The sequence below is a fragment of the Ktedonobacter robiniae genome (assembly GCF_016587375.1).
In the GTDB taxonomy this organism is placed as follows: domain Bacteria; phylum Chloroflexota; class Ktedonobacteria; order Ktedonobacterales; family Ktedonobacteraceae; genus Ktedonobacter; species Ktedonobacter robiniae.
Window position 1 is genome coordinate 2,234,818 of the sequence record NZ_BNJG01000002.1, and the last position, 13,893, is coordinate 2,248,710.

A 13,893-nucleotide genomic window follows, 5' to 3' on the forward strand; every position below is an offset into this window, starting at 1 on the left:
CTCTCAGGCCCTTGCTGGTCTTGATCTCCTTGCTGGTCTTGACAACTACTTGTCTTGTCGTATTTTTGTCTAGCCAGCAAACAAAAAGGCCTATTTGCAAGAAGTATTGAGGGAGAAGTGCATGGCGCTCAGTAGAAGTCACATTACTTGAACATCCTGCGTATATTTGATGCCCACTAGATTGGTTTTTCTCAATATATTTGCATGAAGAAAGGAATGCTCGATGTGTATCAATTGTGAGGATGAAGGGACACAGCCTCTACCGCAGGAAATACGACGTCGAACCATTTTGAAGACGGGTCTGGGTGTTGTGACTGCTGTGGGACTGGGAGGCCTGCAATGCTTGACGTTGGCTCCCCATGCCTTGGCTCACACCCTGGATGGTGCCGCGCCCGAGATCATCAGTTGTGACGAGTGGGGGGCACGTCCACCCTCGTCATCCATAACAGTGCTGAATAAGAAGGCGACGAAGATCCTGGTGCATCATACTGCTTTCCCGAATGTGACTGATTACTCGCGCGACCAGGCGATCAAGTTGGCACATGATATCCAGAATTTGCATATGGATACGAATGGCTGGGTTGATACAGGCCAACACTTCACTGTGAGCCGCGGTGGGTATATCACTGAGGGGCGCCATCGCAGCCTGGAAGTACTCCAGACGGCGGACCGCTTTGTGCAAAGTGCGCACTGTCCGTACCTCAACCAGGAGGCCATCGGTATTGAGAACGAGGGCACCTATATCGATGTTCTGCCTCCCGAAGCGCTGTGGAACTCCCTCGTCGATCTGTGTGTGTATACCTGTCAGCAGTATGGGTTTGGTGCGAACGTCATCTTTGGACATTGGAACTTTCAGGAGACTGATTGCCCAGGTATCATGTTCTATAGCAAATTCCCTCAGTTGCGTCGTGAGGTAGAGGCAAAACTGGGGCAGAGTATGCCCGAGCGCACCTGGGTCGATCTGCGTTGGGGAGTTCGTGGTGATACCGTTCGAGCGTTGCAATATGTCTTGCGTGCCCAGGGCAGCGATGTCGTGATTAGCGGGACCTATGATGATCCAACCTATCAGCTTGTGACGGCCTTTCAGAGTGCCAAGGGCATTACGCCTGATGGGTACACGCGCAATGACACCTGGGAGGCGCTGGTGGGTACTATTCGCCTCGATAACCAGAGCCAGGGTGACTACGTCAATGCCGTGCAGGTCATTCTTAAGCGCAACGGCTACGATGTCACCGTCAATGGCCAGTACGACCATGCGACCATGAAGGCGGTCAAGCAAGTGCAGTCGCTGCACCTGCTTCCCCCAACTGGCAAGGTTGATCTGAATGCCTGGTGTGCCATTATTGGTGGCATACTCAGTCGCGGCTAATACCCCTGAGTGCGACGAATATATTTCCAGAACGAGGGATGACTCCTCTGACAGTTGTCTCTCGCTCTGTGTTTTCAAATTGAGAAGCCGAGAGAGTTGCTTCTCATGCAAGATCAGGAAGTGATCCTGGCATTCTCGCCGCTGCTGTTGCGCAAGCTCGCGTCCTATCCTCGCCAGAACAGTCTGGCCTGGGGGTTGCGGGAGATGGGTCGGCTAGAGAAGACCCTGTTCACCCTGGAATGGTTGCAGAGTGTTGAACTGTGCTGGCGCGTCCAAATCGGCCTGAATAAAGGGGAGGCACGCAATGCCCTGCCCGTGCGGTGTTCTTCTATCGGTACGGACGAGTGGAGGACCGCGCGCTTGCGCAACAACAACGACGCGCGCAAGGACTGAATCTGGTGGTCGCGGCTATTATTCTCTGGAACACATTGGAACTGGCTCGTGCGGTGGAAGAACTGCGGCAAGAAGGCATGACCATCATCCCAGAGCAACTGGCTCATCTCTCGCCGATGGATTGGGAGCATATCAATCTGACTGGGGATTATGTCTGGGATCAGAACGTGAAGAGTCCACACGCTCGGCAAGCATAGCGTACAATTTTCCAGGCTGCTCCGCTTTAGCAGCGTGTGGTCCTACGACCAAGGGGGCTCCGAATCCAACATCAACATCAGCCCTACAAGTGCGCAAGTGTGGCAGCGTACAAACGAGCCCACGGGGTCTTCCTCTGAATGCGGCCATGGCTAAACAGGCTGAAGCGTGTTTCTGGCAGGCCTATCAGAAGTGTCAACTGGCAACGCTTGGATTCGCTAGCACCTCTGTCGATATGGCGGCCCTTCATACATTCAGTATTCGTACCAACGGTCAGACCTGTTCTGTTACCGATGTTATGCTGCATGCTATTGTGCCAGCGAAGCTTTCAGCAGCCAAGACCTATCTATGTACAGGAGTAGCGCCCAAGTCAGATGGGCTTCACGTTTCGGGGTGTGGCGATGAGGGAGATGTAATTGTGCCTATGTAGGCCCGTGGCTGATGGGGCAGCTTTTAGGATTGCGTAAAGAAAAGGGGATCGCCAATCCTGGCGATCCCCTCGAACAATTCAAGGTAGTTTTAGTAGGAAAGGACGCACCCGCCGGCACCACTATTGAACGCGTTGCTCCAGAGAGATTGGACAGGGAAAGTGCCAGTGCTCAGTGTGATGTTGGCCGATGCGCCCTGCCCAGAACTGATCCAGGCACATTTATCCCCGTTCTCACTCCCGCTACTGTCGATCCAGCCAGAACTGGGGTAGATATCGGTTTCAGTCTCGGCGAACTCATGACCACCGACAATGGTGATACCGTCGGTCAAGCCCGTGCTTCCCGAGTTCACGAAGTTGGCGCCGCAACTCGCGCCTGCATCAGTAATGTAGGGCATGTTGGTATAGGCAATGTGGCCATAGCTCGAACTTGTCGAACTGTGCCAGGCGCAGTATTGGGTCCCGAAACCACTCGCGTTATTGTGCGTCGCGGTATTGATCACATACTGAACCGTTGTATTCGAAGATGCAGTCGTGTTGCCGAAGTGTGCCGCCGCCTTGACAGCTTCGCTGGCGAGTTGTGACTGACTGGGTTTGGAAGGAGCCGAGGATGCATTGTCATACCAGATGCCAGCGAGTACACCAGTGGGGTTTGTAGCATGAGTGCCAGAGGAACCACAGGAAATAGTTCCGGAGGGAACGCCTTCACAGTATTGCGTCACCGAGTTATTCCATTTTGAGCCACCTACACCCTTGAAGAAATTCTGCTGAATGGCTGCTTCGCCGGAGGGATCGTTGCTGTTCCACTGTGATCCCCAGTAGATCAGATACACCTTGTCCGCTCCGGTTTCGACGCCCACACCACCTGTGCCACCATGGTAGCTAAGGTTAGAGGTAGCAGTCTGAGCGTTGGGCTCAGCACAATTCGTGTGACAGCCACCTTTTACCTGCATGCTGTGGGGGGAGTGAAGGACATCGGCTGAGCTTGCACGAGCAGGACTGAGAGAACTAGTGAGGCTGGTCACTACTGCGATTACTAAGGCCAACGTGATTACAAAGATAAAGTGGGATCGCTTCATTACCGGGCTCCTCCTCTTTTTTAGGGGCAATTAAGTTGGGTGCCATTTTATTCACCGCTATTCGTTTGTGATTTACCGTAGTTACTGCCCTATGGGATGACGCATAAATTGCCCAAGCATCCTTGCGAATCATAAAGCGCCCTATAAAGGCAGAACCACTGGCAAATCATATAGTTATAAGTATAAATATACTGATTCATTTAGAGTTCATTGCATTTTTTACTTTAACGATACCCTTAGTGAGTGTTTTTGCGCATGAAAAAGTCTTGCCGGTGCTTGGAAATTGTGAAAGAGGCATTCTATTTTATTGCCATGCAGGGCGTCTTATACTAAGAATATTCCTCTAATCTTATGTAAGGCCTTGCTGTCTTTCCGCGCTCCAGCTTCTCTAGGTCCATCAAATGCACAAGAAAACTGTATGTACAGGACCTCTTTTTTAGTGTTCCTAAGGGAAGAAGCCGAAACTTAGACACATTGAGAACTAAAAAAGGTTGCCATTCAACCTTTTTTCAAACCATCATATTGAAGCAATGCACTTTGTGGGTTCTTCAAAGAGGTGAAAGGCATAAGAGAGGAAGCGCGAGCAGCACCTTTCCAAGGGCGTAGGATGTTCGCGCACACAAAGGAACGTCATCACCTCTCGATTACCTTGTAAACAGAGAGAGGGCGATGGTGTTCCTTTGTGATTCTGATGCTCCTGGTGGCTAATCCTATGTTCGCCATTGTCCTCAGATAGGCATGCCCTTGCGCATCACATCAAGCATGATGGAGAGGATTTTTTGTTTTATTCAATTCTATGGGAAGAAATGATGGGAGGCTTCTTGTCGCACACACCACAAAAACCAGGGTAAGATTATGGGCGATTTCACAGGAAGCCAGGGTTGGCTTTTCAGGGATGCTTTGTCTCGATTTCTCTCCTCATATTGGAAGGGCTTCAGAAGAGACTGTCCATGAGTAGCATGATACACGACGTCATACTGTTCATCCAGCACTTCATCCAATCTCTACAGCAACGGCTGCAGAAATGTTTCAAGAAGGGAGAGCACATGCTGCGATCCTCCTTGGGGATCTTCTTTCAGGTGTTTGAAGGTTTCTGTAGGTTCTGGCATAATGCTGACGGATCTCCTCGTTCAGATGTTGCTTGCTTTCATACTCAACAGTCTAAACGACGAGATCCGTTTCGCCTGCCCTCTTTTTCCTGCTCCTTGCTTCTCATGAGGAACCAGAAAAATCAGGGATGACTCATAATTTCAAGTCTGTTCTTGAGTCGGTGTCTCAGTGCTCGTCTTTTGTTCTATTGATGTGCTAATCACCGAACTGCGTATAAGCTGTTCGATATTGGAATTGACACATATGGCATACAATTGGCTGCTTTGTGCCGGAAGATTTTTTCGCCCATCCATACTGGGAGAAAAGCCCTTGCTTTTTTCCGCCTGTCTTTTACCCACATCTTTTTGGAGGGGCTTCACAAGCCAATCACTATATATGTGTTTGTGAAACACTCAACAGGGGGAGTTGGCCTCCTGTACTGTTCCACAAAACCCAATTGTAAAATGTGGGTAAAAGACAGGGCTTTAGCTGTGGGGAGTCGTCACCTGACGGAGCAAGTGCTGCCCATAGAGCAATCTTGTTCGCAAGACAGTAAATTTACCTTCTTCATGGAACTTCCTATATAATAAGTGTAGGTAGATCTCTCTTTTTTGCACATAGGCTAGACTGACAGTGGATATTCTCTTGGGCAACTAAGAAAGGAAAGCAGGGCTTCTACTTAGTTGTTACCTGTAAATAGTCGCTTATCTGCATGACTGTTCTAGTAAACTTACGGATGTGAGAACATCGTGCTCACCTCCCCAAAAGGTGCAAACGAAGATGAAACCGACTCGATTTGATGCATTAGCCAATGCCCCAACCTCGCGGCGAAAGGTTCTTCAGACCCTGGCAGTCCTCGCAGGAACCAGCTGTTTGGAAGGACTGCAGATAGCTGGTCTCGATGATAGTGCCCTGGCTGTTCTTCGCGATGGAGAACCTGGTGAGTGGGCTACCGGGGGGACCAAGTTGACAGGGCGTCTCGTATTTCCCAATAGCCCGAATTATAACAGCGCTCGTTTGGGCTGGGCCCGACAGTTCTCTCAGTTCCCCCTCGTCATCGTTTTTTGTCAAAACGCGCAGGATGTCGTGAATGCTCTCAGTTGGTGCCGAGAACACAATGTCGCATTTCGGGCACGAAGCGGTCGGCACTGCCTGGAAGGCTGGTCAGCTCTAGATGGTGGGGTGGTCATTGACGTGAGTAATATGAACCAGATTCACGTTGATACAAGCGCGGAGGTAGCTACAGTCCAGACAGGGGCCACGCAAGGGGCGGTGGTAACCGCGCTGGGGAAGATAGGTTACGCTATTCCCAGCGGAGGAGAGAAGACCCCCGGTATAGGTGGCGTCACGCTAGGTGGAGGCATCGGCACACTCGCCCGCTCCATGGGTCTGGCCTGTGATCACCTGATTGGCCTCGAAATGGTGGTCCCGAGCGGCAAGCAGGGCGCCGAGGTAATCCAGGTCGACGAGCATAACCATGCTGACCTGCTGTGGGCTTGCCGTGGGGGTGGAGGAGGCAACTTCGGCATCGCTACCTCCTTCACCTTCAAAATTCGCCCCATCTCCACTGTTACGATCTATGACGCAACATGGGGTTCCGCCGATTGGCAGCATGTGAGCGAGCTTTTGAGCGTATGGCAGTCCTTGACCCCCTCTGCGGACGATCGACTGGGCTCGACCTTCAACTCGAATTCCAAGAAAAATGGCAGCATTGCATCCAATGGTATCTTCATCGGATCACAGGAGGCACAGTTGCGCCAGCTGCTCCAACCTCTGCTTGGGATTGGCACGCCCAAAGTGACGATCCAGACCATGTCCTATCTCGATGCCTGGCTTCACTTCGCCGCCCCTCCCGATCCGCCGCACAATGACAAGTTTTCCTCAGTCTGGGTCTATAGTGCCTTGCCGCCTAAGGCAATTGAAACGGTACACAGTTTCCTGGCGAATGCCCCCACCCCGCAGGCCAATATCTGGTGCTTGAGCTGGGGCGGCGCGGTGGGCAGGATACCGACCGAAGCCACGGCGTTCTTCCATAGAAAGGCACAGTTCTACATGGAGTGGGACTCCCCATGGACGAATGATACGGAGGAGGGACAGGCTATCGCATGGGTTGAGCAATTCCGTGAAGCGCTGCAGCCTTATGTCAATGGATCCTACATTAACGTTCCCGACCGCAGCATCAACGACCTCAGAACCTACTACGGCAACAACCTTGCCAGGCTCCAGGAGGTCAAGCGCATGTACGACCCAGAGAATGTCTTCCACTTTGAGCAGAGCATTCCTCCAAATTAGCATCGCGGGATTTGAGTTTGAGGTACTCAAGAGCCAAGAACACGAACTCTATCGTGCCTTGATCAGCTTTCAAGCTGCTGAGATAGATCGTTTCGGCAGATGGTAGACTTTTCCTCTCTCCAATTGGGAGGCTTTTGTGAAATTGGTAGACCTTTCAGCGGATGGTAGGCTCTTCCATAAGAAGCTTCTGTACCATCGATCTGCTCTTATTGAATAGCGTACAAGTATTGAGTTTGAGAACCAAGAAGGGCTCACGTCCACCTCTCTTCACATATTGATCAGCTTTCAAGCGGATGTTGCCTCAAACTTATAGAAGAGTCTACCATCCGACGAACAATGGTAGACTCTTCTATAAGTTTGACCTACGAGATGCGCAACGAGAGTTCATAGCTGAACAATAAGAGAGGGATTGGCGGCATGAAATTTCCCGTGTCTTACTCGAGAGACCGCTCCTGGAGCGAAATCCTGTTGGCTTCTTGAGAAGCTTCACTGCTTCGATGGCTCTCAGGATGAGAGCTTCCCCATTTCTGGGCCCAGGAGTACATCTCAAAGAGGACGGTTTGAAAATCTTTCCCCTTTTCGGTTAAGGAGTACTCGACGGTGACAGGCACCGTCGGGAACGCCCGGCGCTGGATGACCTGGCTGTGCTCTAAGTGACGCAGGGTATCCGTTAACGCTTTTGTGCTGATGGGCTCTAACGCTTTTCGCAAGGCATTGAAGCGTCGTGGACCCAGAGACAGTTTTGCAAGAACGAGAAACGACCATTTCCCCCCAGGATGTCTAGCGCTTCGCGAGCCAGCAACACGCATGTTTTTTCTTCCAATGGAGTCTCCATCCCATTTCCCCCTTTAAGAGAGAGCAAGTTTCTTTTTTGAAACAAGGTAAAAAAAGAGTGCCTACTTCACATTTTATCCTGCTTATCCTACAATGACAAGCGGATAAAGACGATTGAGAAAAAGGCTCGTGTCAGCCGTAGAAGCCAGTTGACGCTCAGGAAAAAAGAATGGACAGCATCATGAACAATGCGACGATGAAAGCGATACAGATCCATGCCTATGGAGGCCCAGAGGTCTTGATATACGAGGAGGTGCCGCGCCCCATAGCAGGATCGGGCGAGGTGCTGCTTCGTGTTGCCGCTGCCGGGGTCAACCCCAGTGATTGGAAAACCCGCCGCGGCTTTGCAGACTTCCCGGAGAGTCGTCGGCCTCCTCGCCCACCCCTCCCGCTCATTCTGGGCCATGACGTCTCAGGGATCGTCGAGGCCGTGGGACCAGGTGTCACCATTGTTCCAGCCAGGCGATGCCGTGTATGGTCAAACGCGCCTTGGAGAAGCTCTTGCGGGAGGGACCGGCGCTTACATTGGGGCATATGCAGAATATACCACGACTTTTGCCACGAATCTGGCCCCCAAACCAGCAACCATCGATCATCTCCATGCGGCAGCCGTCCCAACGGCAGCGCTCACGGCCTGGCAAGCGCTCTTTGAATATGGGAAGCTGGAAGCTGGACAGAGCGTTCTGATTAACGGTGCTGCTGGTGGGGTCGGTCATCTGGCAGTGCAATTGGCAAAGGCCAGGGGGGGCGCGGGTCATCGGAGTGGCCTCGGGACGCCATGAGACGTTTCTGTGCGACATCGGTGTCGATCACTTCATTGACTACACAACCACTCCACTCGAACAAGCAGCCTACAAGGTCGATCTGGTCCTTGATGTAGTGGGTGCCAAGGATGGTGATCGCCTGCTCGATGTTCTCAAACAAGGCGGTAGGCTGGTCCCGATTTTCCTGGGCCAGTATTCCGCCGAACGGGCGGCTTCGGCTTCTGTGACCATTTCTCTCTGTCTGATGCATCCTGATGCTGCACAACTGAGCAAAATGAGCAGACTAATCGACTCGGGGCGCGTGCGTGTTGCTCTGGAGATGGTGGTGCCTCTTTGGGAAGCGCGCCAGGCACACGAGCATGGCGAGAGCCAGCACCTGCGCGGGAAAATCGTCTTGCGCGTCATGAAGTAACGTTCTGTGGTATCGATCCAGATCATACCACAATTTGTTTCCTCAACCCCGTCCTGGATGGACGGGGTTGAGGGTGGGGATTCCGGCGTAATCTGGATGGTAACGGAATCACGTATCATACAACTAATGTCCTCCTGGAGCGCGGAAGAGATCTCTTGCGAGGTTTGCGACTGCTGCATCGAGACGCCTTCCGCACGGGTGTGATATGCTCTCTCTCATACTGGCTTGGGAGAAATGAAAGGCTCGGCCCTTTCTGCTTGCCCCATTTCTTCCTGGAAAAGGAGGTATGCTTCTTCCAGCGTGGGATGAGCCGGGAGAGCCTGAGGATGCGGAGGATTGGTGGCCTCGGCCCCTTTCAGGATGAGGGCGACATGCTGGTCATAGCCGCTATAGGCAAGCACCACGCGTCCCGCAAGGCTGAGGATGCTGACCTGCTGCTCTTTCTTGAAGCTGTAGTCTTTGCCATACTGGTAGGTCAGGGTAGGAGATACAAAGGTGGGAGGCTGATCCCACTCTTTGTAGTGCTTCCTGGTCCAGCCTGCCTGTCGGGTGTGTGCATTCTGCCGCATCTTGGTCCAGAGGGTCTTGTAGGTGGCCCCCACCTGCCGAGGAACGGAGCAGGCCATTTGGGAGGGCAGATGAAAACGGGTGCGGATCTCCTGGTAGGTTCCCTCTTGCAAGCGAACAGCATTGCTCATTTTGCCGTGCGCGAAGGCGTAGCGAATGACGTGGTTGAGCGCATCGCGATAGGAGAGCTGCGTGGCGCGAAAGAGCTGAAACTGCGCTGGTGTTGCCTGGAGTTTGAGTTTGACTGTCATCACCGTTTTTATCTATGGAGTAGAACAAATAGATCAACGGCATGTCAAGAAGGAGAAGGGAGATGAAGCAGGCAAACATCTTCCGCCGCTTCTCCTCCTCAAAAAGGAACGTGGCATTCCTCCCCGCTTACAAGACGGGGGCATCCTGCCACGGGTTTGGTGACTTGTACCTTCTTCACCCACGGGATGCGCAACGAGACAGGCGCTGCTTACGATCCCCTCATCAAGAGGAAGCAGACAACGCCTGTTCTACCTTCGAAGCGGTTGAAGGGGAAGCGGCATAGATTTTTACACGGAGATTGGAAGAAAAAGAGGCTTGCACATGGTCAAATTCCAGGGGACCGAGCGTTGGATGCATCATAGGTTGTGGCCCATTGGGCAAACCTCGTATATCATGTTGCTCCCACCATTCCCGAAATAATGGGCTCATGTGCTGCAAATCATGGAGTAATTCCTCAAACGAGGCATCGCCTGGATAGCGAGCGTAATCGGCACGAAAGTGGGCCACCAGATTGCGCGCCTGCGCCTCCCAGTCAAGATCGAGCGAGTGTCCTTGCATCTGAAAGGAGCGCCAGACCACATTGAGCGAGTGCGGTGGAAAGGGCTCATCAAAGCAAAAGACCAGGTCAGCCGCTCGATTCCAGAAGAGAATGTCCCAGCGCCGCCCGATCACAAAGGCTGGATGAGGAGTCAGCACGTCCACTACGCGCCGTAGTTCTGGGGGAACCTCTTCTTCCTCTGGTGGCTCTTTCACAGGCAGCGTGTGACCTGCCAGCAGGAACAGATACTTCTCCTCTGCATGGGTGAGCCTGAGCGCCTGTGCAATGCTTTCCAGAACAGGCTTTGAGGGATGAACGTCCTTTCCCTGCTCCAGCAAGGTATACCACGAAACCCCGATATTCGCCAATTCCGCCACGTCTTCGCGCCGCAGCCCTGGCGTTCGATGCCTGCTGCGTGCTGGTAATCCTACCTCTGCTTGAGAGAGTCGGGCACGGCGGGTGCGCAAGAAGGCCGCGAGTGCTTGTCGGCGTTCTCTCTCTTCCATCTGCTTCACTCCTTATCCTACTACTCGCAATCATACGATGACGAGAGATTGGTTATCTCAATGTCCCTCAAGCATACTAAGGATGTGGTATCCAGGTCAAGCGAGACGCGCGAAGAGACCTGGCAACACCTCTCTTGCGACAGCAGGAGAAAAGCTTTCATTCACAAGGAGTCAAATGATTATGAAAACCATTCTTATCACTGGTGCAACTGGGAAGGTTGGAAGTCACTTCGTGCCCCGTCTGTTGCAACGTGAAAATAACGTTCGGCTTCTCGTTCGCCGAGCGGAACAGGCTGAGGCTTTCCACAAGTTGGGGGCTGAGGTGATCGTGGGAGATCTGAGCCAGGAAGATCGCCTCGCTTCGGCTGTTGCAGGAGTCCAGATCGTCGTTCATCTGGCAGCCTTCTTCCGGGGAACTGACCAGGAGCAAATCAGGACGACCAATGAGGATGGTGCTCTGGCTCTGGCGAACGCCTCCCTTTCCGCAGGGGTTGAGCGTTTTGTCTTCACCAGCACGAACCAGGTCTATGGTCCAGATCAGAGTCGGCCCGCTCGCGAAGATGACCCCCTCCGGCCAGCATTCACCTATCCGCAAAGCAAGGTCGCGGCTGAACAGGCGCTGCTGGAACTATATCGCACACGAGGGTTAGGATTGCGTATCCTGCGTCTGAGTTTTGTCTATGGGGAAGGAGATACGCATGTGCACGATTCCCTGCCGATATTTGGCGAGCGGCAGTGGCATCCAGCAAAACGGCTGCATATGGTGCATCATGCCGATGTTTCGCAGGCATTGCTGCGCGCTATTGCCACCCCTGGGATCGACGGCCAGATCTACAATGTTGCCGATGACGCACCCATGAGTCTCGCAGAGTTGCGGCGCTTGAATGGCCTGCCAGAAGTTGCAAGTGACGCAGATGCCTCCTTCAAGAATCCGTGGGAAATGATCGTCGATACCCTCCGCATCCGAGATGAACTAGGCTTCCGCCCCATCTATCCTTCGTATTATGCGGCGAGAGATGCGGGTGCACTTTAATGCCGTTGCCGGTGAGTGACCAGACTCGTCACTCACCGGCAACACGATGTTTCCACTCAGCACAACGATGCAACAATTGATGACCTGCTCTGCGAACGCTGCTATCCAGACATCTTCTCAGTCCGTTTCCTCGAGACACTTCGCCGTATGATGCTGGGTCTAACGCAAAGTTGATGATTCAAAGATGTACTCGCCTAGCGAGACATTTTTAGCCGCGTCGCAGCACCCGCTTTCGCAGGGTTTGGAAACCTGCCCGGCCATAGGACTGGCGCTTGAGCAACTTCAATCGGTGAATGTGCCCCTCAACCGGGCCTTGAGACCAGGGGAGTGTTCGTCCCGCTTTGACCGCGTCGTAGTATTTTTGCAGACCCCGCGCGAAATTTTTCAGCTCGGTGACTTCCTGCTCTTCAACCTGGGCAAGCCTCGACCTTTTCCTGATGGCGTTGCACACTCACTTCTTCGAGCCGCCCGGTATTGCCCATAGGGCTCTCCTGTAGGGGGGAAGGGTTTGTGGTCGCTTCTGTTGGATCCTGCATGGCGGCCTTCAGGTGAGATTTCTTACTGATGAAAAGCCTTCCAGAGCCTCTCCTAAATTCTTCAGAATGTGCCATCTGTCTGCTCCCTGTTGAGCTTGAGGAGCGCCTTCAGTTGCTCCATCCGCATAGGCACCGCCGCGATCACGGCTAATGATGCGCAACCCCAGGATGCTCTTGCAACCATTTTGCCAAAGTAGAAGCCTCACGATCAGGCAAAAGTTCAATAGGGAGGCGCTTTTCCAGATCAATGAGGACCGTTGCGAATTTCCTACCTCGATGGAAGCTCCAATCATCGACTCCAAGGACGCGAGGAGTGGCATGGGCCGCCTCATGAAATGGCGCATAGTTACGGTGATTTCGCTTATGGACTGGCCTGATTGGGGAATGGCTACGGAAGGTGGAACTTTCCGCAAAGGAATGAAAGATTTGGTCATCCGATGTTTCTCGTGTTTCCGATTTTACCTTCTTGTTTTGGAAGAAGCAACTGTGTCTTCTTGCATTTTGCAAGCAACCTCACCCGTGTCGAAGCAGCCCGTTTTGCGGGAGCAGTCATGCGTGGAAGATGCACCTTCGTCGAGAAGCAGTACATGAAGACGAAAGAAATCATGTGAAAAAGAGGTGACAAATGAGAAAACAAATACTTTTCATTCAGGGTGCAGGCAATCAGCACAAACCTTTAGGCAGTGGAAAATTGGTTGCATCCCTGCGGCAACAGCTTGGCAGCGATTACCAAGTCCTGGCTCCAGATATGCCTGATCCTAACCATCCTAGATACCTTGCCTGGAGGGACCAGATTGAGCAAGAGCTAGGCAAGCTCGATGCTGACGCCTTGCTCATTGGGCACTCTTTAGGTGGTTCAATGTTGCTCAAATATCTGGCAGAAGGAACCTACCAGAAACCGATTGCCGGGTTGTTTCTGGTGGCTGTGCCCTACTGGGGCAAGCAGGATTGGGAGCTTGAGTACGCTGTGCTAGATGATTTTGCTTCACGCCTCCCCCCGATCCGACAACTCTTCCTGTATCACAGTCGTTCTGATGAAGAAGTCCCATTTTCTTCTCTTAGACGCTATCAAGAAAAACTGCCCCAGGCAACAGTTCGCGTGTTCGATGGGAAGGAACACTCTTTCACAGAAGGGTTGCCTCTGCTTGCTCAAGACATCAAGAGGTCCTACCGCCAGGCGCGGGCCTGGTGATAGAGCCTCTTTGCAGGTTAGTACTCGTTGGCGGTGGCGTATAGCGGTGCTCGATATACGCGGCGTACTCGGTGTTGTCGGCGTGCCTAGCCTGGCGATACGTGGTGCTTGTATCTGTCTGGCTCTCAATACCAAGCGCGTCACACTCGGCAATAAAGGCCGATGCGTTCACATCGACCAGGCTCACAGCTTCTACAAGGTCCAGTAACGGCGCTGGCTGGTCAAACTGGCGCGCTAGGTGCTTCACGCTCTAAACGAGTGGAGAGCAGGACGGCTAGTGCTTGCTGATTGATGTTTTCAAGCCTCTCAAGGCGAATAGAGCCTTTTCTCATACGTTCCTCCCTTTTTGGTATCGCGGTTAGCCAGAAAAACAGTTCATGTTGCTGAGAGCAAGCGCAATAAGGGCTGAGATACA

General features: G+C 52.7%; 12 protein-coding genes and 3 pseudogenes. 9 read left to right on the plus strand and 6 right to left on the minus strand.

What is annotated here, in order from left to right:
* The first annotated feature begins 223 nt into the window (after positions 1-223).
* The 3 genes and pseudogenes from JMJ04_RS30685 (at position 224) to JMJ04_RS30700 (ending at position 2,387) form a co-directional block, all read left to right on the plus strand.
* On the plus strand, positions 224-1,369 hold the full coding sequence (locus JMJ04_RS30685) for a peptidoglycan recognition protein family protein (RefSeq protein ID WP_201374156.1): 1,146 nt from the start codon (positions 224-226) through the stop codon (positions 1,367-1,369).
* Between the two features lie 141 nt (positions 1,370-1,510).
* A pseudogene (locus tag JMJ04_RS47145) lies at positions 1,511-1,959 on the plus strand (Tn3 family transposase); the annotation flags it as partial.
* A gap of 146 nt (positions 1,960-2,105) precedes the next feature.
* On the plus strand, positions 2,106-2,387 hold the full coding sequence (locus tag JMJ04_RS30700) for a hypothetical protein (RefSeq protein ID WP_201374159.1): 282 nt from the start codon (positions 2,106-2,108) through the stop codon (positions 2,385-2,387).
* An 89-nt stretch (positions 2,388-2,476) separates the two neighbouring features.
* Here the strand turns inward: JMJ04_RS30700 and JMJ04_RS30705 are convergent, their stop codons facing one another.
* Positions 2,477-3,463 (minus strand): hypothetical protein, encoded by a 987-nt coding sequence (locus JMJ04_RS30705; RefSeq protein WP_201374160.1) that lies wholly within the window; start codon positions 3,461-3,463, stop codon positions 2,477-2,479.
* Positions 3,464-5,332: 1,869 nt separating this feature from the next.
* On the opposite strand from JMJ04_RS30705, the gene JMJ04_RS30710 reads away from it, so the two are divergent.
* Positions 5,333-6,844, plus strand: a complete 1,512-nt coding sequence (locus JMJ04_RS30710) for an FAD-binding oxidoreductase (RefSeq protein ID WP_201374161.1) — start codon at positions 5,333-5,335, stop codon at positions 6,842-6,844.
* A 434-nt stretch (positions 6,845-7,278) separates the two neighbouring features.
* On the opposite strand, the gene JMJ04_RS30715 is transcribed toward JMJ04_RS30710, so the two are convergent.
* Complete coding sequence (locus JMJ04_RS30715) at positions 7,279-7,653, minus strand: winged helix-turn-helix transcriptional regulator (RefSeq protein ID WP_201374162.1); 375 nt, start codon at positions 7,651-7,653, stop codon at positions 7,279-7,281.
* A 221-nt stretch (positions 7,654-7,874) separates the two neighbouring features.
* Between JMJ04_RS30715 and JMJ04_RS30720 the strand changes: the two genes are divergently transcribed.
* On the plus strand, positions 7,875-8,330 hold the full coding sequence (locus JMJ04_RS30720) for an alcohol dehydrogenase catalytic domain-containing protein (protein WP_420799533.1): 456 nt from the start codon (positions 7,875-7,877) through the stop codon (positions 8,328-8,330).
* A 110-nt stretch (positions 8,331-8,440) separates the two neighbouring features.
* Positions 8,441-8,854 carry a zinc-binding dehydrogenase gene (locus JMJ04_RS30725; protein ID WP_236038538.1) on the plus strand — a complete coding sequence of 138 codons (414 nt, stop codon included), beginning with the start codon at positions 8,441-8,443 and terminating at the stop codon, positions 8,852-8,854.
* Between the two features lie 344 nt (positions 8,855-9,198).
* Here the strand turns inward: JMJ04_RS30725 and JMJ04_RS30730 are convergent.
* Both JMJ04_RS30730 and JMJ04_RS30735 read right to left on the minus strand, forming a co-directional pair.
* Positions 9,199-9,684: pseudogene (locus tag JMJ04_RS30730) on the minus strand (RNA-guided endonuclease InsQ/TnpB family protein); the annotation flags it as partial.
* Between the two features lie 211 nt (positions 9,685-9,895).
* Positions 9,896-10,717 carry a helix-turn-helix transcriptional regulator gene (locus JMJ04_RS30735; protein ID WP_201374165.1) on the minus strand — a complete coding sequence of 274 codons (822 nt, stop codon included), beginning with the start codon at positions 10,715-10,717 and terminating at the stop codon, positions 9,896-9,898.
* Positions 10,718-10,898: 181 nt separating this feature from the next.
* On the opposite strand from JMJ04_RS30735, the gene JMJ04_RS30740 reads away from it, so the two are divergent.
* Both JMJ04_RS30740 and JMJ04_RS49505 read left to right on the plus strand, forming a co-directional pair.
* Positions 10,899-11,750 (plus strand): NAD-dependent epimerase/dehydratase family protein, encoded by an 852-nt coding sequence (locus JMJ04_RS30740; protein ID WP_201374166.1) that lies wholly within the window; start codon positions 10,899-10,901, stop codon positions 11,748-11,750.
* Positions 11,751-11,934: 184 nt separating this feature from the next.
* Positions 11,935-12,234, plus strand: a complete 300-nt coding sequence (locus tag JMJ04_RS49505; protein ID WP_476630028.1) for a hypothetical protein — start codon at positions 11,935-11,937, stop codon at positions 12,232-12,234.
* Positions 12,235-12,312: 78 nt separating this feature from the next.
* On the opposite strand, the pseudogene JMJ04_RS47155 reads toward JMJ04_RS49505, so the two are convergent.
* Positions 12,313-12,601: pseudogene (locus JMJ04_RS47155) on the minus strand (ISL3 family transposase); the annotation flags it as partial.
* Between the two features lie 310 nt (positions 12,602-12,911).
* On the opposite strand from JMJ04_RS47155, the gene JMJ04_RS30755 reads away from it, so the two are divergent.
* Entirely contained in the window at positions 12,912-13,478 is a 567-nt protein-coding gene (locus JMJ04_RS30755; protein ID WP_201374168.1) for an RBBP9/YdeN family alpha/beta hydrolase, read from the plus strand.
* On the opposite strand, the gene JMJ04_RS30760 is transcribed toward JMJ04_RS30755, so the two are convergent.
* Positions 13,444-13,725, minus strand: a complete 282-nt coding sequence (locus JMJ04_RS30760) for a hypothetical protein (protein WP_201374169.1) — start codon at positions 13,723-13,725, stop codon at positions 13,444-13,446. The two genes, JMJ04_RS30755 and JMJ04_RS30760, sit on opposite strands and share 35 nt — an antisense overlap.
* Between the last annotated feature and the right edge of the window lie 168 nt (positions 13,726-13,893).

Excerpts from the sequence above, each read along its gene's own strand:
- JMJ04_RS30700 (WP_201374159.1), top strand. The coding sequence starts at position 2,106 with ATGGCTAAACAGGCTGAAGCGTGTTTCTGGCAGGCCTATCAGAAGTGT.
- JMJ04_RS30685 (WP_201374156.1), top strand. The coding sequence starts at position 224 with ATGTGTATCAATTGTGAGGATGAAGGGACACAGCCTCTACCGCAGGAA.
- JMJ04_RS30735 (WP_201374165.1), bottom strand. The coding sequence starts at position 10,717 with ATGGAAGAGAGAGAACGCCGACAAGCACTCGCGGCCTTCTTGCGCACC.
- JMJ04_RS30705 (WP_201374160.1), bottom strand. The coding sequence starts at position 3,463 with ATGAAGCGATCCCACTTTATCTTTGTAATCACGTTGGCCTTAGTAATC.
- JMJ04_RS49505 (WP_476630028.1), top strand. The coding sequence starts at position 11,935 with ATGTACTCGCCTAGCGAGACATTTTTAGCCGCGTCGCAGCACCCGCTT.
- JMJ04_RS30720 (WP_420799533.1), top strand. The coding sequence starts at position 7,875 with ATGAAAGCGATACAGATCCATGCCTATGGAGGCCCAGAGGTCTTGATA.
- JMJ04_RS30710 (WP_201374161.1), top strand. The coding sequence starts at position 5,333 with ATGAAACCGACTCGATTTGATGCATTAGCCAATGCCCCAACCTCGCGG.
- JMJ04_RS30740 (WP_201374166.1), top strand. The coding sequence starts at position 10,899 with ATGAAAACCATTCTTATCACTGGTGCAACTGGGAAGGTTGGAAGTCAC.
- JMJ04_RS30755 (WP_201374168.1), top strand. The coding sequence starts at position 12,912 with ATGAGAAAACAAATACTTTTCATTCAGGGTGCAGGCAATCAGCACAAA.
- JMJ04_RS30715 (WP_201374162.1), bottom strand. The coding sequence starts at position 7,653 with ATGCGTGTTGCTGGCTCGCGAAGCGCTAGACATCCTGGGGGGAAATGG.